General features: G+C 67.9%; 17 protein-coding genes. 4 read left to right on the top strand and 13 right to left on the bottom strand.

Features of this window, described 5'->3' with window-relative positions; translation table 11 throughout:
• Window positions 1-122: 122 nt before the first annotated feature.
• Complete coding sequence (locus tag ACZ402_RS05650; RefSeq protein WP_375824570.1) at window positions 123-1,163, bottom strand: adenosine deaminase; 1,041 nt, start codon at window positions 1,161-1,163, stop codon at window positions 123-125.
• Window positions 1,164-1,356: 193 nt separating this feature from the next.
• Here ACZ402_RS05650 and ACZ402_RS05645 point away from each other — a divergent pair, with 193 nt between their 5' ends.
• A complete protein-coding gene (locus ACZ402_RS05645) occupies window positions 1,357-2,721 on the top strand; it encodes a lytic polysaccharide monooxygenase (protein ID WP_375824571.1) in 1,365 nt (454 codons plus the stop codon).
• 63 nt (window positions 2,722-2,784) lie between these two features.
• Here the strand turns inward: ACZ402_RS05645 and ACZ402_RS05640 are convergent, their stop codons facing one another.
• The 5 genes from ACZ402_RS05640 to ACZ402_RS05620 form a co-directional block, all read right to left on the bottom strand.
• Window positions 2,785-3,489, bottom strand: a complete 705-nt coding sequence (locus tag ACZ402_RS05640; protein ID WP_375824572.1) for a response regulator — start codon at window positions 3,487-3,489, stop codon at window positions 2,785-2,787.
• Window positions 3,486-4,778 (bottom strand): sensor histidine kinase, encoded by a 1,293-nt coding sequence (locus ACZ402_RS05635; RefSeq protein WP_375824573.1) that lies wholly within the window; start codon window positions 4,776-4,778, stop codon window positions 3,486-3,488. Before ACZ402_RS05635 ends, ACZ402_RS05640 begins: the two co-directional genes overlap by 4 nt.
• 9 nt (window positions 4,779-4,787) lie before the next feature.
• The gene (locus ACZ402_RS05630; RefSeq protein ID WP_375824574.1) at window positions 4,788-5,657 is read right to left on the bottom strand and encodes a CPBP family intramembrane glutamic endopeptidase; all 870 of its coding nucleotides are present in this window, start codon (window positions 5,655-5,657) and stop codon (window positions 4,788-4,790) included.
• A gap of 204 nt (window positions 5,658-5,861) precedes the next feature.
• Complete coding sequence (locus ACZ402_RS05625) at window positions 5,862-6,674, bottom strand: GIY-YIG nuclease family protein (RefSeq protein WP_375824575.1); 813 nt, start codon at window positions 6,672-6,674, stop codon at window positions 5,862-5,864.
• Window positions 6,675-6,774: 100 nt separating this feature from the next.
• Window positions 6,775-6,966 (bottom strand): hypothetical protein, encoded by a 192-nt coding sequence (locus tag ACZ402_RS05620; protein ID WP_375824576.1) that lies wholly within the window; start codon window positions 6,964-6,966, stop codon window positions 6,775-6,777.
• A 75-nt stretch (window positions 6,967-7,041) separates the two neighbouring features.
• Here ACZ402_RS05620 and ACZ402_RS05615 point away from each other — a divergent pair, with 75 nt between their 5' ends.
• Window positions 7,042-7,986 (top strand): alpha/beta hydrolase family protein, encoded by a 945-nt coding sequence (locus ACZ402_RS05615; RefSeq protein ID WP_375824577.1) that lies wholly within the window; start codon window positions 7,042-7,044, stop codon window positions 7,984-7,986.
• Window positions 7,983-8,426 carry a MarR family winged helix-turn-helix transcriptional regulator gene (locus ACZ402_RS05610; RefSeq protein WP_375824578.1) on the top strand — a complete coding sequence of 148 codons (444 nt, stop codon included), beginning with the start codon at window positions 7,983-7,985 and terminating at the stop codon, window positions 8,424-8,426. Before ACZ402_RS05615 ends, ACZ402_RS05610 begins: the two co-directional genes overlap by 4 nt.
• A gap of 151 nt (window positions 8,427-8,577) precedes the next feature.
• On the opposite strand, the gene ACZ402_RS05605 is transcribed toward ACZ402_RS05610, so the two are convergent.
• Complete coding sequence (locus ACZ402_RS05605; RefSeq protein WP_375824688.1) at window positions 8,578-9,585, bottom strand: IS481 family transposase; 1,008 nt, start codon at window positions 9,583-9,585, stop codon at window positions 8,578-8,580.
• 325 nt (window positions 9,586-9,910) lie between these two features.
• Here ACZ402_RS05605 and ACZ402_RS05600 point away from each other — a divergent pair, with 325 nt between their 5' ends.
• On the top strand, window positions 9,911-11,176 hold the full coding sequence (locus ACZ402_RS05600; protein ID WP_375824579.1) for a hypothetical protein: 1,266 nt from the start codon (window positions 9,911-9,913) through the stop codon (window positions 11,174-11,176).
• Window positions 11,177-11,437: 261 nt separating this feature from the next.
• On the opposite strand, the gene ACZ402_RS05595 is transcribed toward ACZ402_RS05600, so the two are convergent.
• From ACZ402_RS05595 to ACZ402_RS05570, 6 genes are all read right to left on the bottom strand, one after another.
• The gene (locus tag ACZ402_RS05595; RefSeq protein WP_375824580.1) at window positions 11,438-12,193 is read right to left on the bottom strand and encodes a CFI-box-CTERM domain-containing protein; all 756 of its coding nucleotides are present in this window, start codon (window positions 12,191-12,193) and stop codon (window positions 11,438-11,440) included.
• A gap of 767 nt (window positions 12,194-12,960) precedes the next feature.
• Window positions 12,961-16,320, bottom strand: a complete 3,360-nt coding sequence (locus tag ACZ402_RS05590; RefSeq protein WP_375824581.1) for a Swt1 family HEPN domain-containing protein — start codon at window positions 16,318-16,320, stop codon at window positions 12,961-12,963.
• 1 nt (window position 16,321) lies between these two features.
• Entirely contained in the window at window positions 16,322-17,995 is a 1,674-nt protein-coding gene (locus tag ACZ402_RS05585) for a DUF262 domain-containing protein (protein ID WP_375824582.1), read from the bottom strand.
• Window positions 17,996-17,997: 2 nt separating this feature from the next.
• Entirely contained in the window at window positions 17,998-20,769 is a 2,772-nt protein-coding gene (locus tag ACZ402_RS05580) for a DUF1156 domain-containing protein (protein ID WP_375824583.1), read from the bottom strand.
• A 126-nt stretch (window positions 20,770-20,895) separates the two neighbouring features.
• Window positions 20,896-22,974, bottom strand: coding sequence for a hypothetical protein (locus ACZ402_RS05575; RefSeq protein WP_375824584.1), 2,079 nt, complete (start codon window positions 22,972-22,974; stop codon window positions 20,896-20,898).
• Between the two features lie 60 nt (window positions 22,975-23,034).
• The gene (locus ACZ402_RS05570; protein WP_375824585.1) at window positions 23,035-26,448 is read right to left on the bottom strand and encodes a helicase-related protein; all 3,414 of its coding nucleotides are present in this window, start codon (window positions 26,446-26,448) and stop codon (window positions 23,035-23,037) included.
• Window positions 26,449-26,579 lie beyond the last annotated feature (131 nt).

Genomic DNA, 26,579 nt, shown 5'->3' with positions numbered 1-26,579 from the left:
CTGCGCGGGACGAGCGCCCAGAACCGCGAGGCAGAGCCCCGGTCCCGCGAGGGAGAGGCGTGGTCATGACCACGCCTCTCCCTCGGCGGACCGGGGCTCTCCCTCGGTGCGGCGGGCGCGGGTCAGACTGCGGTCGCGTCGTACGCGGCGACGTACCGGTCGATCTCGGCGAGGAAGGCGGCCCGCTGGGAGTCGCCCAGCCACGACGCCTCGAACGAGTTGCGCGCGAGCTGCACGACCTCCTCCGTTGTCAGGTCCGCCGCGTCCGCGAGCGCCAGGTAGTTGTCGGCGACGTAGCCGCCGAAGTACGCGGGGTCGTCCGAGTTCACCGTGACGCGCACGCCCGACCGCAGCAGGCCCGCGATCTCGGTCGCCTTCATGTCGTCGGTGACGAACGAGTTCGAGACGGGGCAGCACGTGAGCCCGAGGCCGCGCTCGCGCACGACGTCGACGAGCGCCGGGTCCTCGACGACGTTCGTGCCGTGGTCCACGCGGTCGACGCCGATCTCGTCGAGCACGGTGCGGATGTTGTCGATGCTGCCCACCTGGTCGATGTCGCAGTGCATCGTCAGCCGGTAGCCGAGCTCGCGGGCGCGCGCGAACACCTCGGCGAACTTCTGCGGCGGGTTGTCGCGCTCGTCGGAGTCGAGCCCGACGCCCAGGATCTTGTCCCGGAACGGCACCGACGCCTCGAGCGTCTCGGCCGCGCTCTGCGCCGAGTGGTCGCGCAGGAAGCACAGGATGAGGTGCGCGTCGACGCCGTGCCGGGCCGGCGCCTCGGCCGCGGCACGGTGGTAGCCCGTCACGACCGCCTCGAACGGCACCCCGCGCGACGTGTGCGCCTGCGGGTCGAAGAACATCTCGGCGTGCTTGACGCCGTCGGCGGCCGCGCGGGCGAGGTACGCGTCCGCGAGCTCGTAGAAGTCGTCCGCCGTCTGCAGCACCTCCATCGCCGGGTAGTACACGGCGAGGAAGCTCGTCAGGGAGTCGAAGGCGTACGTCGCGCGCACCTCCTCGACCGTCGTCTGGCCGATGTCGATCCCGTTCTTCTGCGCGAGCCGCAGCTTGAGGTCGGGCTCGAGCGTGCCCTCCAGGTGCAGGTGCAGCTCCGCCTTGGGCAGGCCGGTGACGAACTCACGGGTGGGCGTCGTGGGCGCGGGCATGGGTCTCCTTCTCGGGTCGGTGTCCCCCGCCCCCATCCTCCCCCGTGCCCGACGCCGGGGCGCACCCTCCCACCGGACGGCCGCACCGGCGTCGGGTCGGCGCCGGTCCGAATCGATTAGGCGGCTGCCCCCGAGGGTGGGGTGCGAGGCATGGTCGTCGTGTTCGACATCCGAGAGCGAAGGAGCTGGAGAGATGCGACGCATTGCAGCGTGGGCCGCCGCGGCGGTCCTCGGCGCGGCCGGCCTCGTGGCGGCCTCGCCACCCGCCCCGGCGGCCGCGCACGGGGCGGAGGTGTTCCCGGGGAGCCGCCAGTACCTGTGCTGGGTGGACGGCCAGACGGGCAACGGCCAGGTCGACCCGCAGAACGAGGCGTGCGCGAACGCCTACGCGGTCAGCGGGACCTCGGCGTACTACAACTGGTTCGGCAACCTGGACTCGAACGGCGCGGGCCGGACGGTCGGCTACATACCCGACGGCCAGATCTGCGACGGCGGGGGACGCGGCCCGTACGACTTCAGCGGGTTCAACGCCGTGCGGGACGACTGGCCCCGGACGCACCTGACCGCCGGGGAGACGTACCAGTTCCAGCACAACAACTGGGCCGAGCACCCCGGGCGCTTCGACGTGTACGTGACGCGCGAGGGCTGGGACCCGTCCGGCCCGCTCGCCTGGAGCGACCTCGAGCTGGTCGACTCCATGACCGACCCGCCCGACACCGGCGGGCCCGGTGCTCTGAACTACTACTACTGGGACGTCACCCTCCCGGCCGACCGCACCGGCGACCACATGGTCTTCACCCACTGGGTCCGCTCGGACAGCAACGAGAACTTCTACTCGTGCTCGGACGTCGCGTTCGACGGCGGAGACGGCGAGGTCACGGGGATCGGCGACGACCGCGGCGAGCCGACCGAACCCGCGTGCCCCGACGAGGCGCCGGGCGCCCCGGGGACGGTGATGGCCATGTCCGTCACCGCGACCGGTGCGCACGTCATGTGGGGAGCCGCCGAGTCCGGGTGCGTCACCGGGTACGACGTCCTCGACCCCGGCACCGGACAGGTGGTCGCGAGCACCGACGGGTCACCCATGGTCGACCTCGACGGGCTCGAGCCCGACACCGCGTACACCCTGGAGGTCCGGTCCCGGAACGACCACACCGGGGCGGTCTCCGGGACCCGGACGGTCACGTTCACCACGCTGGACGACGGCGGCACCCCCGAGCAGCCCACGGGCGCGTGCACCGTCGACTACTCCGCGGCCGCCTGGGGCGGCGCCAGCACCGGGTACACCGCGTCGGTCACGGTGACCAACACGTCCGCGGCGACCGTGGACGACTGGGTCGTCACGTTCGACTACCCCGGGGGCCAGCGGGTCGACGCACCGGGATGGAGCGCGACCGTCGCCCAGTCGGGCACCACGGTCACGGCGACCCACCCGGCGTGGCAGTCGAGCATCGCGCCGGGGCAGTCGGTCACGTTCGGCTACAACGGCGCGACCACGACGGCCGGAGCGCACCCCGACCCCACCGGGTTCACGCTCGACGGGGCCGCCTGCGACTGACGCGCGCGACGACGGTGGGCCGGCGGTGGGCCGACGGGGACCGACCCGTCGGCCCACCCACGTTCAGCCCGTCGCCGAGACCAGGCCCACCCGGTAGGCGAGCACGACCGCCTGCACCCGGTCGCGCAGGCCGAGCTTGGCCAGGATCCGGGACACGTACGTCTTGACGGTCTCCGGCGTGATGACGAGCACGCTCGCGATCTCCGCGTTGGACAGCCCGGCGGCGAGCTGCTCGAGCACCTCGAGCTCGCGCCGGGTCAGGGCGCGCACGACCTCGTCCCGCTCGGGGCGGGAGGCGTCGGTCGGCCGCACGCGCTCGGCGTAGCGGCCGATGAGGGCGCGGGTGACGGTCGGGGCGAGCAGGGACTCGCCCCGGGCGATCGTCCGGATGCCGTCGACCAGCTCGCCGGGAGGGGCGTCCTTGAGCAGGAACCCGCTCGCCCCGGCGCGCAGCGCCTCGTAGACGTACTCGTCGACGTTGAACGTGGTCACCATGAGCACCTTGGTCGGCGTCCCGACGTCGGGGCCGGCGATCTGCCGCGTCGCCTCGATGCCGTCGAGCACGGGCATCCGGACGTCCATGACCACGACGTCGGGTCGCAGCCGTCGCGCGGCCTCGACGGCTGCCCGGCCGTCCTGCGCCTCACCGACGACCTCCATGTCGGCCTGCGCGGAGAAGATGGTGACGTAGCCGACCCGCACCAGCTCCTGGTCCTCGCAGACCAGGACGCGGATCGGGGGCCGTGGCTCCGGCGGCGGGAGGGTCATGGGCTGCTCCTGGTCGGGGCGGTGGTCGGGGCGGTGGGGATCCGGGCCCGCACGCGGAACCCTCCGCCGGGCGTCGGTCCGGCCTCCAGGTCCCCGTCGAGGACCCGGACGCGCTCGCGCAGGCCGGCGAGCCCGCGACCGGCCGACGGTGCTGACGGTGCCGGTGGTGACTGTGGTGCCGGTGGTGCCGCGCCCACGGTGGCGGGCCGGTCCGGCGACGGAGGTCCCGGCCTGGTGACCGACGAGTCGGGTCCGCCGGTGCTCACCTCGGCCTCGACGTGGTCGGCGCCGTGCCGCACGCGGACCGTGGTCGGGCGCCCAGGAGCGTGCTTGAGCGCGTTGGTCAAGCCCTCCTGCACCACCCGGTAGGCGGCGAGCCCGACGGCGTCGGGCAGGTCGCGCCGTCCGCCCTCCTCGGTCCACTCCACCGGTTGGCCGGACCGGCGGGCCTGGTCGACGAGGTCGCCCACGCGGCCGAGGACGGGCGCCCGCTCCGCCGGCGTCGGCTCGCCCGTGGCCTCGAGCACGCCCAGCAGGTGCCGGAGCTCCGTCAGGGCGCGTCGCCCGGTGCCGCTGATCGCGACGAGCCCCTCGGCGGCGCGGTCGGGCGCCGCGGGCAGGAGGTACTGCGCGGCGTCGGCCTGTACGACCATCGCGGTCACGTGGTGCGTCACGACGTCGTGCAGGTCCCTCGCGATCCGCGCGCGCTCCTGGGCCGTCGCGACGGTGGCCGCGAGACGCCGACGCTCGACCTCCTCGGCCCGCCGACGACGCACCTCGGCACCGGCCGACCAGACCACCACCAGGACGAGGTAGAACGCGAGGAACACGGGCAGCCGGTTGGGCGAGCCGAGGCCGGACAGCGTGGCCGCGAGGACGACGTAGCCCCCGGTCACCGCGGCGGCGACGCTCCGGCGGAACCGCGCCAGGTGGGCCCCGGCGGTGTACAGCGCCACGTAGAGGCCGACGCTCGCGAACGTCGGCGGGCAGGCCAGCACCTGCGCCGCGGCGAAGGCGGCGCCGACGACGGCGAGGCAGACCCCGGGTACGCGGCGGCGGAACGCGAGCGGCAGGCACTGCGCGAGGGCGAGCGTCACCGTCAGCGCGTCCGTCGTCCGCTCGGGCAGGTCGCCGAGCTCGACCCCGATCGTCGAGAGCGTCGGGACGAACCCGAGCACCGCGAGGGCGACCGCGAGCGACGTGTCCAGCGCGACCTGCCGTCCCGGTCGCCACCGTCGACGCGGCTCACCGGGGCGTGACGCCCGGTCGAGGACGGGGTTGTCGGGCACGGCCCGAGCCTACGGGCGACGACGGCGGGCCGGGACCCACGTCCCACGCCGGTGCGCGAGCACGAGCATCGGGACGGCGATCAGCGCGCCGAGCACCACGGTCACCACCGATCCCTCGATGCCGAACGCTCCGCCCGTCAGCAGGCTCGGCCCCGAGACGTCGGCGACCAGCAGGCCCGCGGAGGCGTGCCCCGAGACGGGGATGCCGAGCAACGCGATCGTGGCGTTCCAGGCGAGGTGCAGGCCGATGGCGAACCACAGGTTCCGCCGCCAGAGGAACGCGGCGCCGAGCAGTCCGCCCGCCTCGATCGCGATCGCCAGCGCGCTCCACGCGGTCGCGGCGGGGTTGAACAGGTGCGTCAGACCGAAGAACAGGGCAGTGATCCCCAGCGCGACCCAGCTCCCGAGCAGACGCTCGAGCGCCTGGAGCGCGAAGCCACGGAACATGAGCTCCTCGGTGACGGCGGCGCCGACGGTCACTGCGACGATCGGTGCCACCACCGCGAGGAGGTCGCCGTCGGCGACGCGGAACGTGTAGCCGCCGAGGACCGTGACGACGGCCGCGGACACCGCGACGAAGCCGAGCCCGACCGCGGCGCCCAGCAGCGCCTCCGGCACCGCGCGGCGGCCGGCGAGCTCGGGCGTGCGGCGGTGGGCGACGAACCGCATGACCACCCGGTAGACGACGACCGCGAGCGCCGCGCCCAGCACGGGGAGCAGCAGGAACTGTTCGGCCGACGCCGTCAGACCTCCGACGAGGGCGACGCCGACCACGCCGATCAGCATCCACGTCAGGGGGTGCCGCAGGAAGCGGGACGCCGGTCCGGGGCCGTCGTCCTCCCCGGTCCGGGGGCGGGGTGTCGTGGTCGTCGTGCTCATGCGGGCCTCCGTCGCTGTGCCTGACCGCCCAGCTGGGCGACCACCAGCAACGCTAGGAATCCGGGCGCTCCGGCGAATCACCCCCGGGTGAGCAGTCGGGGTAGCTCTCACGGGGGACCGGCGCCGCGGCAGGCTCGTGTCGCGACGACCCGGGCTGCCGGCGCCGCGGGCGGCCGCGGCGGCTCGCCACGCCACACCCGGATCTCAGTTCCGGTTCAGGCCGTGCCTCCGCGAGTCCAGGGCGACCTTGAAGTGGCTCTCGGCCTCGTCGATCACCCGCGTCGGTGTCGACGGGTCGAACACCCGCAGCAGCGAGAAGCGGAAGTAGGTCGGGTCGACGGTGCGCAGCTCGACGTTGCCACCGTGGCCGTTGGTCGCGTACGCGGTCCAGCGCTGCCGGATGCTCTCCGCACCGTCGGCCTTGCCCACGTAGTGCCGACCGTCGCGGGTGTCGGTGATCAGGTAGACACCGACGACGGAGGCCAGCGCCGTGCGCCACGCGGCATAGCGGTGCTCGCGCATCACCGCCTGCAGCTGCGCATGGTCCAGCACGAGCCGGTCGAACCCCGGGAACGGCACGGGCCGCACGTCGGCGATCTCCATGACCGGATATCCCGCCGCGGTCGGGCCGTTGAGCCGCCACGTGCGCGGCGACCGCCAACCGATCACCAACCGGTCCCTCAGGTCCGCGAGCCGCTCGGACCTGACCAGGTCGAACGTGCGGAGGGCCCCGTCGTTCGAGACCTCACCGCGGTTCTCCAGCACCGACCACAGCCGCGCCCGGTCTCCGCCCTCGCGGACGAACACGACCCAGATGCCCGGCGGAGCAGCCGGGAAGATCCGCGGCGACGCCGACTGCCGGCGTGTGTACGCCAGGATCTCGTCGTCGGTCGAGTCCGCGTGGATGCCCGGCAGGCCCGTGTCCTCGTGCTCCTTGACGAAGGCGTGCCGGATCACGAGGGCCTCCGCGGGGTCGATGAGCCCGCTGCGCAGGATCGGTTCAAGCGTCAGTGTCATGGATGGTCGGTCTCCCCTGTCGTCGTCATGGCGTACCGCTCGCCGTCGTCGAGGCCGTCCTGCGCGGTCGAAGGCGGGCTCTCGGCCCGAGTGCGGGCCGTCACCAGTCGACGACACGCGCCACGACGCTTCCCACGCCCCGGACGAGCCAGACGATGCCGCGCCCGACGTTCACGACGACGCCGACGAGGTCGACGAGCTCGAGGACTCTGGCGATGCCGCGCCCGAGGGCTCGGAACGGTCGCCACACCTGGTACCAGAAGCCCCGTCGCGGCCGGTTCGGCGGATTCACGACCGAAGCGTGCCACACACGACCCGTTCTCGGCCGCTCGTCCACGTGCTTCGCACGCCCGCTAGGGTACTTCGCATGCGAAACGACGACCTGGCGACGGTGGACTCCGAGGAGCTGCGGATCCAGATCCCGGCGGGCGGCTGGGTCGTCGGCACGGTGCGCAGGCCCGCCGCGGAGCCGCCCCGCGGCGTCGTGGTGATCCACCCCGCGACGGCGGTCCCCGAGCGCCTGTACACGGGGTTCGCGGAGTTCCTCGCCGCCCACGGGTACGTGGCCGTCACCTACGACTACCGTGGCACCGGCCGGTCCGGCAGCCCGCGCGCCCACCGCGGCCTGCGCATGCGCGACTGGATGGCCGACGACGTCCCCGCGGTCGCCGCGTGGGCCCGCCCGCGGTTCGGCGACGTGCCGCAGCTCGCCGTCGGGCACAGCATCGGCGGGCACGCGCTCGCGCTCGGACGGGGCTCCCGAGGCCTGGCCGGGTTCGTCACGGTCGCGTCCCACGTCGCCGCGACGTCCACCGTCCCCGACCGCGCCGAGCGGGCGCGCGTCCGACTGATCCTGCGGGTGCTCGGCCCCGCGACGGCCCGGATGCTCGGCTACGTCCCCGGCCGCCGCCTGAGCCTCGGGGAGGACATGCCCGCCGCCGCGATGCTCGAGTGGGGCCGCTGGTCGACCCTGCCGGGCTACTTCTTCGACGACCCGACCATGCACGCCGCCGCGGACGCGGCCCGCGTCACCGGCGACGTCCTCGCCGTCGGGTTCACCGACGACCCGTGGGCCACCCCCACCCAGATCGACGCGATCACCGACCGCCTCACGGCCGCTCGCGTCGAGCGACGGACGTGGAGCCCCACCGACGGCGGCGTGGAGAGGATCGGCCACATGGGCTTCTTCCGCCGGGGCCTGCGCGACACGCTCTGGCCCGAGCTCCTCGCCTGGCTCGACGCCCGCGCGGGGGCCGCCCCGGCGCAGGAGGACGGCAACGTCCGCTTCCCTGCCAGGAAGCCGCGAGGATGACGCGTCGACCGCCACGGCTGGTGTTCCTCACCACCGCGGCGGAGCGTCAGATGCGGCGCTGGATCGCGCGACGCGGCAGCGCGCACGGCACCGGGAACGGCGGCCAGGGATTCGGCGCCCCCGCCGCCGGCGTGCTCCTGCACCTCGCCGACCACCCCGGCGCGACGATCGGCGAGGTCACGACCGCCCTGCAGGCCTCCCCCGCCGGCACCAGCGGCCTGCTTGCCCGCATGGAGCGCGCCGACCTCGTGCGACGTCGCGCCGACCCCGACGACCGACGCACCGTCCGCCTGGACCTCACGCCCACCGGCACCGCGGCGCTCGACGACGTCCGCGCCGCGCTCGCCGAGCTCAACGACCGCCTCACCGAGGGCTTCACCCCCGACGAGCTGGCCACCGTCGCCCGCTGGCTCGAGCACGTCACGCGCGCACTCCCGTAGTTCGCGGGCGCAGTCGTGCGCGCCCTCTCAACCTCCTGGTTCCGTGCCCGCGCTTCCCTCCGAGCCGCACGCGGGTCACGGCGGCCGTCAGGGACGCACGGCCCTCCGAACAGGAAGAGACCATCGGACGGTGTCCCGCCTGACCCAACGCCTAGATGTTGCTGGCCATGACGTTGGTGACGCCTGAGCGGAGTTGTGCTGCTGGGGGCTGGTTCCCGGCGGCGGTGTGGGGTCGATGGTAGTTGTAGTGGATGTTCCAGGTGCTGATCGCCTGCGCGCGTTCGTCTTCGCTGTTCCAGGCGCGGGCGTAGAGGACCTCGTCGGTCAGGATGCGTTGGTAGCGCTCGACCTTGCCGTTGTGTCGCGGGGTGTAGGGGCGGGTGCGCTGGTGGCGTGAGGCGAGGGCGGTGACGGTGCGGGCGAAGGTGGCGGCGCGGTAGTTCGCACCGTTGTCGGTCACGACGCGCACGATGCGGTGGATGGCGTGGGCGGCGAAGAAGGCCCGGGCGCGGTGGAAGAAGCCGATCGTGGTCGAGGCCTTCTCGTCGGGCAGGTGCTCGGTGTAGGCCAGGCGGGAGTACCCGTCGATGATGGAGTGCAGGTAGACGTATCCGGCCCGGGCACCGCGGGTCTTGGCGCGCTGGGCGGTCTTGTCCTGGGCCGAGCCGCGCCCGTGGACGCGCCATCCGCCACCGTCGGGGATGCGCCCGACCTTCTTGACGTCGATGTGGACCATGTGACCCGGGTAGCGGGCCACGATCGTGCCTGGGCGACGGTTTGAGGAGCCGTCGGGGTCCAGGTACCGGCGGCGGTTGATCCCCAGGCGTTCCAGCCACCGGCCCACGGTCCGTTCGCTGACCCGGTGCCCTTCGCCGACGAGCTCGAGCGCAATCCGCCGCGCGGACCACTTGCGCTGGCGGCGCAGTGTCTCGATCCGGTTCACGACTTCGTCCGGGAGCTGGGTCGGCGACCTGTGCGGGACGCTCGCCCGGTCGTGCAGGCCGGCCTCCCCGAGCCGGTCGTAGCGGTGCTTCCACTTCGACAGGCAAGCGCGCGAGATGCCCGCTTCAGCAGCGACGTGAGCGATCGGACGACTCCGGCAGCGCTCGATCAGGCGCAGGCGTCCGGCAGGGGTCAACGGGGCGTTAGCGTGAGTCATGAAGGGGTAGGTCTTCCTCGGCAAGGACGGTTGGTCGCACTTCCATCCTGCCGCCAGGCCTACCCCTTCCTCACGCCCAACCCCGCGTCACCAACGTCATGACCCGCAACACCTAGAAGTTGATCATCTTCAGCGGGTGGCTGCTGCTCGCCTATTCGAGGTGCGGAGTCGGTGGACTCCGTGCCGGTTTGCAGGACGTGGGCGTTGAACGTGACTCGGTCGACGATCGCGGAGACGAGTCGGGGGCCGGGGAACACGGTTCAGCGGTCGCTCCCGGAGCCACCTCGTGTGTTGCAGCAGGCACCGATCGTGTACCAATAGGCCCATGGATCTGCCAACGGCGATCGTCATGATGAACTCCACGGTGTCCCTCGACGGCCGAAGCGACGCCGCGCTTGCAGCGGAGGTCGATCGGGCCGCCCGGGCCGATCATCCGGGAAGTCCCGTAAAGGGTGTGGTCACGCCAGCTGCGGGGCTTGGCGGCGCGATCCGGGTACGCCCAGTGGATGCAATGCTCCGCCTTTCACGCCTTACGGCTCCGCTCATCCCCAGCGACGTCACGAGTCAATACGAGCATTGGGGCCGGCTGCGCTACCTAGGTGTCTTCGACCGAGGCAGTGCAGGCGAGCTACGCCTTGGCACCGCGGGAAGGCAGGTGCGAGGCAACCAACGGCGAGTGATGTCCGAGGAGCTCGGCGTGGGTTTCGGAGCGTTGCTGGCTGAACACTGGTGCCGCGCCCAGGGCTTTACCGGCGCCATTCGGTTCGCCGACGTTGACCAAGTCCTTCAGGGAGCGTACCCAGGCATCTATGCCCGCATGGTCGCGGGCCGGCAGCCGGACTACCTGATTCAGCTCCCCTCCCCACGCCAGCCACGCCGGGTCTCGCATCGGCTGCTCGAGTGCAAAGGCACGACGAGCAGCCGATACGCGGTCAACCAGCTAGCTCGAGCTGTGACTCAATTGGCGTCGCTCAGCGTGAACGGGACCACGCCCACGGGTATCGCCGTATCGACCGTCTCGGCAGGCGACTCGGTGAGGTACCTGGCAGTCGATCCTGGCGACGACGAAGTGGGGTGGATGACTGACCGTTTTGGGGTCGCCCGGGGCCGCTCTGAGAAGCGCTCGGCGCAAATGCTTGGCGACGTCCTACACGCCGACGCGGATGACTTCTTCAGTTCGGTCACGGCGGTAGCGATGGGGTCGTTGGCGGACTACGCAGGGAGTGCAGCGGCCGTGGACTGGCTCCCGACGCGGGTCTCTGAAAGGCTCGGACGGCGAGCTGTGCGTGGCCGTGTCGAGGAGAACGAGTTGGGGGTGTTCGAGGGGCAGGAGCTGTTCTTCCCAGCCCCGGGTTCGCGCGGTCTGCTCCGCATCTTCCAGGGCGTCGACAAGGGCGTACTCGACGGCATACGGCACCACGACATCGCCGAGGTCGAGGAGTCCCAAGTCCGCGTAACCACCATGTTGCCGGAGTACAGTGGCGGCCGCTTCGCTGACTCACAGGACATCGAGCGCGCCACGAGTGCCGTGTCGCCGGAGGGCGCCATGCTTTCCCTGACGTTGGTCAACGGGCGCACGGCCGGCCTGTAGATGCGCGGCAGACCGCAACGCGGTCGCACCGACACTCCCACAGCGCTCCGGCAAAGTCAGTTGTCACCTATCCGTGCAGCAGACCCTGCTCGGAAGGGTGTCGCTACGGGGCAGGTTCCTCGTAGCGCGTGGCAATGAGCCGGGCAGCCAGTTCGGCGGACTCACGTTCAGTCGTGCGCGCCAAGATCCCCGCAGCGCCAATCGCATGAACGAGGAGGGAGTGCGACTACCGAGCGCCATTAGGAGACTGTTGAGTGCCGTTCAGCGGCTCGTCACGTTGGTGGGATCGGCGTAGGGGCGGCCCTCGAACCCGCGGTCCTGAAGGCGAACAACCCAGCGGTCCAGAACTGCCCGGATCGGTACCTGGACTCCGCGGAAGCGAGCCAGAGTGCGGACGAAGGTCGGGCTAAGGGCGTAGTAGATGCGGATGAACGCCCGCCCAGACATCGTCAGCGCTAGCCGCTCATCGCGATACCGGCGCAGGGTCCAGAGGGGCTCGCAGTCGTACGTGCCATACACCGCTGTTGCGACGTAGCACCCCGAACCCTTGGACTGCCCAGAACTTGTCGCCAGTGCCCGCCCTGTCGAGGTCGGTAGCGATGAGAGTTCCTCGTCGACGTGGGCGATGTTGGACGCGTACGAACCCATGTACGTCGCGATTCGCGGTGGCATCGTGCGATCGAGTCGGGTGAGGAGCTCCTTGAGTTCACGAAGCCGGCGCGTGAACTCGTCGCGTGTCATCTCCTGCGCCCCAGGACGCTGCAGTGCATCGACCGTGAGCAACTTGACCATCGCCTTGTTGTGGTCGCGCAAGAACTCGGACTCCGTGTTTGTTGCGACGGCGTAGCCGTCCGCATAGTGCAGCCAGTCACCCGTGAAGCCATCGATCTGATCCAGTGCTTGCTTCTCGTAGTCGCGGATCTCCGCCGGCGTCATGGAGGGGTCGCGCTCTGCGCGCCTGAGCCGCATGGTGCACATACGCATCTCGCCGTAGAAATCGTTGAAGTCCGTGGCCACTTGCGGGATCACTCCTCGTGTTGCCTGAGCGGGGGCGGCAGTCTCGGGCAAGACGCTACAGCGTGTTGTCGCCTCCACCTCGGCAGGGGCACGCGCTCACCAAGGACTTGGGCAGGTCGTGCTCGTCACTCCATGGGCCGTGCCATCTGAGCGTGTGCGGACACCGCGGAAGTCGGTGCTTCTAGCTTCCGTGGGCTCGCATGTGGTCATGGATCGGGCCCCGAGCCCAAAAAGAGGCCCGGACCTGCGGAAATCCGCAGATCCGGGCCTCCGACCATGTGTGACTGAGTTCACATCAGAGTGGCAATCTCAGAAGTTGATCGTCAAGTCAGGGGTCTCAGAATCGTTGAATTTCCGCGGTTTCTGCAGTTGCTCCGAGCGCTCGTGCAACTCGCGTGCCATTCGAAACGGAGCTGCGGACGCATCGCGAACATGTGTTCCTTGGAGAGTACGACACGCCTAGTCACGGCATCTTCTTGCCTCACCCGTCGGTACGCCCGCAAAGACGGTCAGCTGCGCCGTACGTCGCACGGGCGGTTGGCGCCGGAGCACGGTGAGGTCGCGGTCTTCCCGCTCAAAGTGGATCCTCGGCGACCAACTCCTCGCCGAGGCACAGTCACCGGCAGCCGCAGGACCGTGGCCTGGGAGACCCGGTGACCGTCATTACGCTCCATCGTCGCGCTGACAAGCGCGTCGGCGCACTGGATGAAGTGGGTCGCCGTGAACGGCTCGAACCTCGACAGCCGAGCCGACCTCTCGAGGCGCCCTCACGACTTTTCGAATCCCGACTGTTCAAACTTCAAGGTTTTCGCGTTCTCCGACACCGTGCGGATCGTGCTTTCACCGAAACCGTCGTGCTTCGTCGCCTCAATCTCGATCCGAACCGTCATCTGCGCCCCGACATCACGAAGGTTGGCGATGACCTCTTCAGCGATGTTCCTGAACTCCAGTGCATAGCGGTCCGGATTGAGCTCCTTCACGCCGAAGAATCGTTTGGCGAGCTCGACGACGATGGGCGGGTCGACGGGAGCCGGCCATACAACTGGCTCCACGGTAGTCTCGCCATTGTCGCCGGGCACCTGGCCGACCGATTCCGGCGCTGGACTCACAGCCGCAGCCTCCCGCTCGCGCTGGACGACGGCAACGTCCGGGCGGACGAGAAGGACCGAGTCGTTCGCAGCAGGCGCAGACTCCTTGTCCTCCGGCGTCCAGAGCCCGATATAGCGCGTCTGGTCCGCGTCGTATCCGGTCGCGAGCGCGAACGCATCGGTCGACCAGAGCAGCGGGAGGTCGACGATGCCGGACGCGAGCACCGACTCGTCTCGCAAGCGCGGCATGTACGGGTACTGCGAGTACAGCCCCCACAGCGTGCCGAGCGAGACATGGCCGCTCGCCCAGATCTGCGGCACCTTGCCAATGGAGAGCCGGATGTTCGACGCCGCCTGCCGTGTCGATAGGTCGCCGTCAGACCCGAGGCGCTTCGAGACACGCTCCGCCAACGACGGGGCCTGCCCTTCGACCTTCACCTCGCGGATCCCGAAAGGCGCCGCCGGGTCCGGCTGGGCCGGTACCAGCGTCCAGGTGAAGGTCTGCAGCAGCCGCGCCTCAACGGTCTGGTCGGCCTGGGCCTTGCGCTGCATCGCCTGGTTTCGCTGGTTCGCAGTCAGGTCGAGGTCGGCCTCGTTGACCAGGACGTGGCTCCACCCGAGGTAGTCGCGCGTGGCCGTGACGAGCTCCTCGAGGCGCGCCTCGTCCGCGGCGAGGAATACCACCATGTTGCGATGAGTCCGGTTCGCCGTCCCCCGCTGCTCGGTCGCCTTGAACGCGAACGCCTTGGCAGGCGAGTCGGTCTTCGACTTATGCGCGACCTTCGGGTGCAGGATGACGAGCCGAGCCTCGTCAATGTCCGGGATGTCGGCGTTCGAGTCCGGGCACACGTGCACGCCCGCAAAGTCACCGCTGGTACGCGCCTGGCCCTGGAGGCGCCGCACGATCTCGACCCACACGTCCTCGATGTGTAGCCGTTCGGCCTGATCCTTAGCCGTGCGGGTAATGTTCGCCTGGAGGTCATACCAGTACTTGCCCGACCCGGCGTAGAAATACGTCGCCCGGTCCGCGAGCTGGGTCAGCGCCGAGTGGAAGTTGCCTGGCACGTCTCCGGGGATCGCCGTCCCGAGGAAGACCCGCTGGGTCTCCAGGCCCTTGTGCGCAGAGCCGATCGTCGGGGCGGCGCCGAAGAAGACCGTGCGCGCGAGCCGCTTCGTCAGCGCCCGCTGCCCGAAGACCGGCTTTGCCTGGTCAATCCGGGCCGGCTCCGAGTTCGGGCCATCGACGTCGGCGTCGATGATCGCCTTCCACGAGTCCTGCAGGTACTGCGTCAGCTCAGCGTTCACGGACGCGGTCGCGAGCGGAACCGACCCGGGCATGATTATCGGCGAGGCGTCCTCCCCGACCCACAGGGCATGGATCACCGTCGACATCAGGCGCAATACGCCACGTGTGCGCTGGAAACGCTCGAGCGACGACCACTCCTCGTAGAGCCGGTCGAAGAGCTCCGGGTGGATCGGGTAGGTCCGCCGGATCCGGTCCTCGTATGCGATGTCACGGGCCTCGCGCGGGAAGTCGTCGGTGTAATTGCGATACATCTCCATGTACGACTTCGCCGTCGCATTGATCGCCGCCAGCGCGGCCGCATCGGGCTGCTTGAAGAGGCGTTGCTTGACGATCTGGTACGCCTCGACCGGCGACGCCTGCCGCCACTGGTCGGCTACACGCCGCACCACGTTTTGCAGTCTCTTGAGCGCCTCCAGGCCGTTGGACCCGCCGACCTCCTCGGCGTTCCCCGCCACTTCCTTCTCGACGTCGTCGCCCGTCGACGACGCCGGGATCGAGATGGCCAGCAGCACACCCTTAGTCCCCTTGGCCGCCTCGGTCAGCGTCTGCGCAAAGGTGAACTGGTCGTCGAACGTGCCACCCGCGAGGTCGTCACGGCCGACGAGCGAGCGGGCGTAGGCGACCCACTCGTCGATGAGGATGATGGCAGGGGCGTAGCGCGCGAGCACCTCGTGGAGCGCCTGGCCGGGGTGGGTGCGGTCGATGTCGGACTTCGCGACGATCGCGTACGCCTCGGCCCCACCGAGCTGCCATGCCAGCTCGCCCCACATTGTGTTGACGCGAGTGCCGTCGGCCTTCGTGACGCCCGACGGCGAGAAGTGGTTGCCGACGATCGCAACCCGGTTCACTTTCGTGCCCGAGTACCCGTTCGCCTGCAGCAACTCCTGCGTCTCCTGCGGGTACACGCCCAGCGGCAGACCAGCCGCCACGTGCCACAGCGACAGCATCGAGTGAGTCTTTCCGCCGCCGAAGTTCGTCTGAAGGTTGATCACGGGGGGTGCGTTGTCGTCGCCCGAGATACGTCGCACCGCCCGCCCGATGAGCTGCGAGAGACCTTCGGTCAAGTAGGTCCGCTGGAAGAACGTCGCCGGGTCCGCGTAGCCCGAGTCCTTCTCGTCGCCCGTCGCGACCTTGTACAGGTCTGCCGCGAACTCAGACGCCGCGAAGTTGTTGGTCGCGACGTCGTCATGCGGCTGCAACACCTCACGCCATGGATGCAGACCCGACGCCGTCGGCAGGTCCACCGCCGCCTTGAGGACCTTCTTGTCCTCCTTGTCCGCCGCCACCCGGCGCAGGTCCTGCCGCGTAGCCGCCACCTTGTCTGCCTCGGATGGCGCCCCGACCAGGCGGAGTAGCCGCTCCCCCGTGTCGAGAGCGCGGTAGGCGTCGTCGTCGGAGAACGACCCGTTGTGTGCCCACGTGTTGCGCACTTCGCGCAGCTCGCTCGCGTAGAACTGACCTGCGCGACCGAGCGCCTCATCGAACGGGAACCATCCGGGCTTGACCGCGGCAGTGATGTTGCCCTCGGTCAAGATGCGGAGCTGGACCTGCGGGTCGAGCGGGTCGTACTGCTTGTCGACTCCCTTCTTCGCGTCCTTCGCTGCCACGAGCTTGGCCCACTGCGCGCCGAGCTGCGGGTTTGCCCGCCCGACGACGCCGGAGATGAAGTCGTCGAGCGCGGGCGCCATGACCTCGAACATCCGGTTGACGCGGTCGCGGTTACTCAGTGCCATCTCAGGACAACTCCCACTCGTTGGTCAGCAGGGCCGAAAGCTCCTGCTGTCGTGCCGCCACGACTGTCGGGTTCCACACGTCGTGCCCGAGCACCTGCGTCGTCAGGGCGAACACCGCGGACCCGGTCGACGTCGTGAAGTACTTCGCCTTCTTTGTCGCGAAGTCGTAGTTTCGCGCCTGGCTGTTCTTCCGCGCGTTGAGGAGTAGCAAGTTGCCCAGCCGATGCGTCCAGTAGGCCCTGTCGTCCTCGGTGAAAGCGACCAGCCACTCGCTGTCCGCCGCGGGCGTCTGCGGGAGAACGTGCTCGATGCTGATGATGCTGTGCGAGTAGCTCGCGCCCGGCTCCTTGGCGAGCAGCTCGTCGAGCCGCAGCAGCACGTACCGGGCCCGCTGCGTCTGCATGCGGTAGACCTCGCCGTTGATCGCGTCCCGCGACTCCTCCTTCTCCTGCGCCGAGAGGTCAAAGGCCGGCGCGTCGAGCCCGTCTCCGTCCTTGAGCTGCTTGAGCAGGTCCAGGTAGCGGGTGATGCGCGGCGTCGTGTACTCGCGCCGCAGCAAGAAGCTCGCCGCGAGCCGCTCCAGCTTTCGGAGGAACTCCGCAAGGAAGGGCGCGTCGTCGGGGTGGTGCTTCAACGCCCAGAGCGCGCACGCGCGCCAGTCCTTGTTGTCGATCAGAGCGAGGCGCTTGAGCCAGTCGTTGACCGTCTGCCATTCATAGCCCGGGCCGAAGTCTCGCGCGACCGTGCGCTCGAACGCCTTCGCATAAGGCAGCAACAACTCGTCGATGAACTCGGCGGAGCGACCGTCGTCCAGGTACTGATCCAGAACCTGCTCAGGAAACTCGCGAAGCAGCTCGCGTCGGGCGCGGTCTCCGTTTACCACGGTTCGGAGGTCTCGGAACAGCTCGGTGAAGTCGTCGCTGCCGAGTGCCTCCTCTGCAGCTTCCCACTGCTTCGCATAGTCCGACTCGTCGTCCAACGATCCGATGACCTTGGACTTGAAGATGTCGGCAGGCGCGAGATCGAGGCCTCGCGCGTTCATAACGCTGAAGATCCGGTAGGCGCTGTTGAGATCGGGCGTGCTCACCACAACGAGGAAGGTCCGGGTGCTCGCGAGCGTCGCGAGCAGGCGACGCTTCGACTCGTCCCACGTGAGGAGGCGCTTGTATAGCACGGACGCGTTGTTGCGGATGGCTCGCTGCGGCTCACTCCCCGCCGCGCTGTCCGTCACCTCGATGAGCGCACCGATGTTGCCCGGAGTCTGTACGTACTTCGAGAAGAACGAGCGGTCCTGCTTGCGCAGTGCGAGGCGAGGCTTCGGCGCGATACCGGCAAGCTCGGAGCCAGGTTCCAGCACGAGGTCGGCTAACTCGCCTGCGAACTTCCCGGAGCTCAGGTCCCGAAGGATGCTGAAGAGCAGGCTCAACGTCGTCAGCCGCTGCTGGCCATCGATGACGTCGAACTGCGTCTCCGATCGCTGCACGAGCACCAGCGACCCAAGGAAGTACGGGTCGTCCGGGTCGCGCTCAAGGCTCTCCTCAAGGTCGTCGAGCAGCTGAAGCGCCTGGTCCGTGCCCCACCGGTACGGCCGCTGGTAGTCGGGGATCTCGAACTCGTAGTCGCTGGAAAACACCTTCCGCAGCGGATGCTCCTGCGCCGTGAGGGTCTTCTGCACGACTAGTCCTCCTCGTCGAAGCTGAACGCGCCCTGCGTCGAGCCGGTGCCGGCCGGGGTCGAGCGGGCCACCTCGATGATCTCCGGCCAGGTCGTCACGAGCGTGTTGAAACTCAGTGCGTCCGCAGTGCGGCCGCTCGTCTCTGCGATGTGGAACAGTAGGTGCGCCAACTCCTTGAGCTCGTCGGGATGGACGTCTCCCGCCGGGCGCGCCAATGATAACCGCAAGAGTTCGCCTGCGGGGCCAATTCCGTCCACTTCCAGGGCCCTAATCAGGTGGTGGAGCACCTCCCACGCCGAGATGTACTGGTCGGTCGTTGGGTCATACGAGGAAGCGAACTCACGCGGCCGCAGCAACTGCACCTTCCCTGCACGGCTAGCAAGAACGCCACCTCGATCCATTACTTGGACGGAAGTGTTGCGGGCGCGAGCTAGATCATCAGCATCGCCGAACAACCCGGGATCGTACCCGCTGAACCGGTACCATTGAACACAGAACCTAGTGGGTGCATCCAGGTCGCCTTCTTGCTCATTAATTAGGCCATCGAGTTCATCATTGATGCGCAGGAGTGCGGCCGAGACCGACATCGCAGTCCCATCCGGCTGGAGCACGGCGCCAAATCGGCTAAACACTTCAATACCCGGGCCGATCGCTGACTGCTGCAAGTCGACAGGTGCAACGCCCGCCGCCTCCAGATTTGCGAGTGATTGCGCGAGGTGCGTACGCAGTGCGCCGAGAAACTCCTGCACCGTGACTTTTGGAGCGTCCTTTGGTCGCGGCCTGAGAACAAGTACACTCGACGTCGACATAGAGTTGGCGCCAATCGCAACGCGTCGACTCGCGTTCTCCGTGCGGATTGGCCACGTACGGACGACAGACCAACCCTCATCCACCATCGATTGCAGAATCGTGGACCAGCGACTGTTGCCTTCACCAAGGGCCTCGGCTTGCTTTGATGCATAGTAGACAACCACCGGATAGTCCTCCGCTACAGAGTCGCGGAACCTGGCGAAAACTTCCCGGAATCCGGCCATGAACTCAAGGGCGGCGGCATCGTTGCCTCCAGCACGGTGAGCATTCGCAACCAACTCTTCGCCCTTGGGCACAAGAATTGTCCTAAAGAGACCAGGGAAGACCCCCGAAAGCATTCTGCGCTGCCAAACATAGAAGAAATCGGAAAGGTCGGAATAGTCGATGTTGTCGAAGTACGGCGGATCGGTTGCAACTACCAATCCCGCCAACGTCGCGTTCCGCGCGTCTTCCATAATGACTCGATGTTCGCCGCGAAGGCTGGACATCTTCAATGGGCCCACGATATTCCGAAGACATGCCAAGAACGAACCGCTATTGCCTTCACCAAGCACATTCGCCTCAGAGACATCCCACGCCATGCCCATCGCTTGGCCCGAGTACATCTGCTGCGAGACCTCACCAGTTGACTCCCAGGAACACTGATTGTTTGACCAGTTTGCGAGGCGACTTACGGCGAGCGCTAAGTAGAGGGAAACCGCCTCGCTGTATGCAGTTGCACCAACGCCACCTTCCGCCAGAGGATCACCCGCAGGGACGCCGGCGGCGAGTGCATCCTCGTACACCTTCGAGCGGGCCTCGACGACAAGATCGCTAAAGGTTGTCAGGGCAAGTAGCTGACGGTCGGTGAATAGGTCACTGAAGTCGGTCATCCCGTAGAGCGGCGGCGAGAACCACCGGGGGTTCGTTGAGATCGCACCGCCAACCGAATCCTCGGGGCGCTGGACTCGCGCGGCTCTGACCTGCTCGTCGGACGGGCTGAAATATTCCCGTGATCGACCTCCATCAGCGACGACGGCGGTCAGCGTCAGCCCCAAGCGTCCCGCTTGGGCTTCGTGGCGAACGTGCGCGATGGGAACTGCCGTGCCACAGCTAAGGCACTCGGTGCCGAGCCGGCCGGACATCATGCCGCGAGATGGCTGGTCGCCTTTATCCCTGCTGACCGAGAAATCGAATCGTGACCCACCAGGAGCGGAAGAGTCCCTGACGATTCGCGGAACAATTACCGCCTCCTTTCCCTTCTTCTTTGCGAGCGTCCACTTGGAGACCAACGGAACCTGAATTCGGCAGCCTGGATTAGGACACTCGACTTGCCGAGCCCACACCCATGCGAGCGCCGGCCGGCCATTCACGTTCGGGTAGTGCGCATCGAGGCGGGATCGGGCCTCCGCGAGCACCCAAGCCCCGTATGCCTCCACGTCCGCGACGAGCCCGGACGACGCCGTCCATTCGGTTAGCCGGCCGCCTCCGACCCCTGGGAATACCGGATCGCGCCCGGTGAACTTCCCTGGAACCTCAACGAGAGCACGGGACAAGACAACCGCAACCGGGTTTAGGTCACTTGAGAGGGAGTCAATACCAAGCTGTGCGGCGGCGAGCGCAATCGATCCACCGCCAATGAAGGGATCGGTGATCGTCACATCGGGTAGCACCGCGCGAAGATCAGCTGCAAGATCCGGGCTGACGCGCATGATCTCGTCCCACTCGACAGCGCGCTCAATGAGCTTGTGCAGGCGCGCCCGCTCGTCGCGGACGGCGTCCTCGGTGGCGAACCTCTCAGGGTTGGACCCGGGATCATCTATGAGTTGGGCAAGCAACATCGCACGGGCCGCCGTCACCGGCTTCCGGGACCACCACTGATGTAGATTCTGCGGCTTTCCCACCTTCCGGTTCTTCTCCGCGAATGATGCACGGTTGATAGCCTCGAGGGGTAGGGCGACCTCGATGAGCTTTCGCTTCGTCACGACTTCGTTCTCTCCTTGCGTTCGCTGCCGGCGGCTTCGTCTGCGCTGGCCAGCGTCTCCAACTTACGTTGCCCCCGACACGAGCCCTGCACAACGCGAGGCTGGCGCGGTCCATCTCGCGTTTCCTTAATTCATTTTGGGCAGCGGGAGGTGTCTCCCGATGTACCCCACGTAGACCTTTCCGTCGGTCGCCGTTGCGTCGAGGTAGTGCATCCGCGGTGACACCATCGCGTAATTGGCGATTTTGAAGTGTGCCCAAAGATACATGCGGCCACTTGGGTCGATCGTCTCGGGCACGGGCAGCAGGCGTGGTGCCGCGTACTTGTCGTTACTGCGGACTCCCTCGCTCTCCGTCATCGCGTGCTTGTTGGCGGAGTAACCCTGACAGCCGGGCGGGGTCACACGTAGGAAGTCGTCCACGGACCCCTTGAATGACCCGTCTTTCGACACCCGGGCGTAGTCGTCGAGCGCCCGTAGGATCGTCCACGTCACGCCCGCCCACCCCGCGGCCGGCTCGTGCTCGTCAAGGTCCAGCATCGCTACGTTATCGCCCATCCACACGACCGAGGCTAGCGCGCCCTCCTCGTGCGCCGTCTGCCAGGCAACCAGGAGGTCGCCGAAGGACGTCGGGGTGAGGCTCTCGACGTCGTCGCCGAGCAGGTGGTCCGCCCAGGCCACCTCACCGTAGCCCGCCTCAGCCGTGGCCTTCTTGAGGGCCGTGAGCTCGGCGTCCAGGCGACGTGCCCGCTCCGCTTCCTCCTGCCATTCGAGGATGACGTCGTCTCGTTCGCGGATCGACGCCGCATGCTTCGCGCGCAAGCCGCCGATCGTGTCCTGGAGGGACAGCTCGGCCAGTTCCTTACGCTTCAACAGAGAGCGAAGCGGTCCGACCTGCGCGGCGCGGTCCCCTAGATCCTCGATGGCCTCGGGCGTCACGGTCTGCGTCCCGAAGACCCGGCGCAGGGCCGCCATCACGCGCGCAACGAGCCCGCTCTCGCGGACGGCCACCTCCGGCGACGCCGTGGGCTTCGACGTCGCCTTCAGTTCCGGTTCTGACGGAGTTACTGCCTCGTGCAGGGTCGCTTGGTGCGGGACCGGACCCGAGTTCCGAGGCTTGATGACCGGACGGCGGGACGTCGGGCTGTCGGGCCGCGCGCGCGTCGCCGGCGCATCGACCCCGATATCCAGCGTTCCCTGCTCGGCCTCCGCAGGAGTCTGCAGGTCGAGATCGAGCTCGTCCTCGGGCTCGGGCTCGAGGGCCTCTTCCGCCACGTCGGCTTGCTGGGCCGCGGTGGTTGCCTTGGGTGTGGATGCGATGCCGGCGGACTTGAGGAAGTCCTCGTCGGCCTGTCGGATGAGGCGGGCCTCGACCCGAGTGACGTTCCCAGGAAGAGGGAGCGTCAGCGTGTGCTCTCGCGCCACGCGCCCCAGGACGCGGAGCAGGTGTACGTCGCGATCCAGGGCGATGCGCTCCGTCGTGAGAGTCCTGTGACGCCTTCCATCGAGGGCGTCGTCGAAGTCGACGCCACTGACGAACGTTCGCAGCGTGCCCGGCGCGACGGCGTGAGATCCGCCGACCTGGCGCTCGAACTCTTCGGTCGCGGCCGGATCGAGCACGAAACCGGCAGCAAGGCCGGTCGTGTCCCGAAGGAGCCGCTCGATGAGTCTGCGCCATGCCTCCATCGGCAGGTCGCGACTGCTGCCCGCGACGAAGACAGGGCCACGGCGGTCCGCGGCGCGAAGTGCAGTGATGAGTGCTGGCACGTCCTCCTTGAACAGCGTTCGCACACTTGGGTCGAGGACCGCTCCGCCGTCGCGCGCGTCGACGAACTCGAGAACCATCTTGGCGAGGCGTGGCGTCCTGGCGACGGTCCGCTCGTCGGGACTGACGACGTCGATCCAAACCCACGGGTCATGGCGTCCGTCGCGCGGGTCATGGACGACCACCTGCGACGTCCATCCCGACGCCTCCGTAAGAAGAAACCGGGACGACGTGCTTCCCGACGCAGTCTCCTCAACCGAGAGCACCGCCTCGGCCCCCTGTCCAACGTCGGACACCGTCCCAGGTGTAACGGCGTCGGCGTTCAGACCCTTGCCGCGCAGCCATGCATGGAGCTGGCTTGCAATGAGCATCTCAACTTCGGCACCGTGCAGCGAGCCGCGAGCCACCGTGAAGAGCGAGCGATAGCCGAGCATGGTTCCCATCCGTTTGTTCTGCGTGGTGAGAGGCCTTGGTTGCCGACCGGAGCGCTGTCGACGTCGCCGTCAGAACGGCGCCTTGCCCTTGGTCCAGTTCTTCGTCCACTCGGCACGGACGCCGACGGCGTCGAAGTCGCCGAGGTCCACCGTCGAGAACGGGTCGTCGAGGTAGCGGACGTCGTCGTACTGCGGGCCCGCGGGTTCGACCTGCACGAGCGCAAGGCGATAGCGCGGGGCGGCGTTCTTGCCGGTCAGGATCTCGTTATGTGTGACGTAGAAGTCGTCCGAGCCCGCGATCCGTGCCTTGACCTCGATGCGGTACGTGTCGCCGTTGGGCGCCGTCGACAGGATGTCGAAGCCGGGGTTGTTAAACGCCTGCTCGACCGGCTTGCGGCCGAGCTCGCGTTCGCGGGCCATGACCAAGTCGACGCCGCGACGCTCGACCTCCTTGGTTGACTTCGCCCTCATCGGCGCAGTCGTCGGGACGCTGCCGTCCACCATGGCCAGTGGGAGCACGAGGGCCGAGGTGAGGATCTGCGGCGGCTTCGTCGACATCAGCGCCTGTTGGTCGATGAGCGCCAGTCGACCCTTGAGACGGATGTCGAGCTCGGTGGCCTTGCGGTTGAGCGACTCTGCGGACTCCTTGGGCTTCTTGCCATCGCGCTCCATCTGAGCGGCGACGGCGGCGTCGAGCAGGAGCCGCGTGCTCTCGTTCTCAAGCCGGGACTTGACCAGGTCGCGGGTCTTGGCGAGTTCGGCACCGCGACGTGGTTGCACGTCGGCCAAGTACTCAGGGAGTTGGTTAGCGATGATCCACGATGTCGCCTTGTCCTCCGCCTCGCCCAGCCACGACAGGCGGCGTGCCGCTGCCGTGGCTTCCGTCTCAGGCGCGGCGACGCAGTCGAGATACGGAGCGGGGCCGGCCGGCGTCACGGTGCCAAAGAAGTCGACGAACGCGTATCCGAACCGCTTGGAGACCGACGCCCCGGTCGCGTCCGCGACCTCCTCGACGACACCGACGAGCAGGTGTGGCTCTTCCAGGGACGCGGAGACAAGAAGGGTGCCGCTGTTGAGTACTCCTCCGAACTGACGGATCGCCTCATCCATGACTGCGTCGTGCAGCGGGTGCCCAGGGGCGAGTAGGTCTGCGCGGCTCAAGTTGTCGGGCTCTACGCGGGCGAGGTCGAACGTGACGCGGTCGTATCGCGTCGCGATCGGCCCGTACTTGGACGCTCGGATGTGCTGTGGGACGTTGCCGATCTCGTAGCGACCCTGCTCGCGGCGCGCAATGCGGCCGCCAAGGCGCCGAAACGCTGCCTTGAACGCCATCTCGATGTAGTGCGGTTGGAGGCGCCTCGCACGGGCCTCGTCCATCGCGGCACGTAGGGTCTCCAGGTCGGCGTCACCCAGGTGGTCCGACGCGAGGGCCCTCTCCTCGAGCAAGTCAATCAGGCCGTCACCGACGTTTTCATTGATGACCTCGTGCATCTTGGCGCGGACCTCGGGTCGCTCGCCATATTGGATCGCCTCTTTGAGGAGGTTGCGCAGTGGAGTTTCGGCAAACGCCTCGCCGAGCACGTCGAAGACCTTGCCACCGTACGCTAGGCGCATCTGGTCGATCTTCTCCAGAAGGCGTAGGAACACCTCGCCCTCGCGCGTATTCGCGGCGACCAAGTTCCACAGCCGGCAAACCTCGGTCTGGCCGATGCGGTGGATCCGGCCGAAGCGCTGCTCGATGCGGTTCGGGTTCCACGGCAAGTCGTAGTTCACCATCAAGTGAGCGGCCTGCAGGTTGAGGCCCTCACCGGCGGCATCGGTCGCGATGAGAATCTGCACGGTGGAGTTCTTGGTGAACTCTTCGGTGATCTGACGCCGCTCCTGACGGCGCACGCCACCATGGATCGCCTTCACTGCGTCGTGCTTCCCAATCAGCGTGCGGATCCGCGCCGTGAGGTAGTCGAGGGTGTCGCGATGCTCAGTGAAGATGATGAGCTTACGCGGCCAGCCCTTAGCGTCCGACTGCATCGCGTGCCCCTGGAGGATCTGCGAAAGCTCGGACCACTTCTTGTCCATGCCGGAGTCCCGCACCTGCTTCGCGGCCATGGTCAGTTCGGCGAGTTCGATGAGCTCCTTGTTGAACTCCTCGATCGTTTGAGCCGCGGTCGCAGCATCGAGGAACTCTTCCTCGATCGTCTCGATCTCGTCGGCGTTGTACTCGTCCTCATCGATACCAGAGACGTCGTAGGCGGCGTCGCGCTCCGTGTACTTGCCGGCCAAGATGTCGTCGCGACGTCGCGTCAGGCGCTCGGAGCGGCGAACCAGGGACTTGTAGATCGCCTCGGGGCTGGAGGCGAGGCGGCGCTGCAGCACAGTGAGGGCGAAGCCGACGGTGTTGCGACGTTTGCCGTCCAGGAGCTTCTCTGCGCGGTTCATGCCCTCGCGGACATAGTCGGTGACGAGGTCGTAGAGCTGCTTCTCGGCATGCGTGAGTTCGTACGGGACGGTCTCGGCGATGCGCTCCGGGAACAGACGGCGGCCGTCGAACGTAAGCAGGTCTTCCTTGACCATGCGACGCATGATCCCGGTAGTGTCAGCGGTCTTCTTGACCTTGCCTTCGAACCGGTCCTTGTCCAGCAGGGTCAAGAAGAGCTGGAAGTCCTCCTCCTTGCCCGAGTGCGGCGTCGCCGTCATCAACAGCAGGTGCCGGGTGATCGTGCCCAGTACCTCACCGAGCTGGAACCGCTTCGTCTTCTCCAGCTTGCCGCCGAAGTAGTGCGCGCCCATGCGGTGCGCCTCGTCGACGACGATCAAATCCCACTCCGTCTCCTTGAGCTGCGCCTGGAGCGCCTCGTTACGAGAGAGCTGGTCCATCCGCACGATCAGGAGCGGGTGCTTCTCGAACGGGTTGATGTTGATGTCCGCGTCGATGAGCGCGTTCGTCAGGATGTCGAACCGGAGACCGAACTTGAAGTAGAGCTCGTCCTGCCACTGCTCGACCAAACCTCCCGGGGCGACAATCAAGGCCTGCTTGACGTCGTCGCGCAGGATCAGCTCCTTGATGTACAGGCCAGCCATAATCGTCTTGCCCGCACCCGGATCGTCCGCGAGAAGGAACCGCAGCGGGGTGCGTGGGAGCAACTCACCGTAGACGGCCCGGATCTGGTGCGGGAGCGGCTGGACGTCACTGGTGGCGACGGCGAGCATCGGGTCAAACAGGCCCGCAAGGCGGATGCGCTGCGCCTCGGCAACCATCTTGAAGTCCGTCGCGTTCGCGTCAAACGCACGCGAGCCGGTGCGAGCGATCGACAACTTGGCCTCGTCCTTGCGGAACACGACCTGCTGCCCAAGACCGCCATCGGTCTTCTTGAAGGTGAGCTCGACAGCGGCCACGCCGTGCTGCTGGGCAAAGATCACCGTGATGACCTCGCCGGGGATCAGCCCATCGATGCGCAGCCCCGGCTTCAGTTCCTCGAGCAGCACCCGCGTGACCTCCTTCTACGCACGTCCCGCACGGTAGCCGCACCGTCGGACACTCCGGTTGCAGACACCGGGTGAAACCGGCGAATGTGGCACGCAGGTGTCTGTTGTCCTGGCTAATGTTCCCAGCAATC

This window comes from Cellulosimicrobium sp. NPDC030954 (assembly GCF_055571305.1).
Note: the sequence above shows the minus strand (reverse complement) of the source record. Positions and strands in the feature narration are given on the sequence as shown.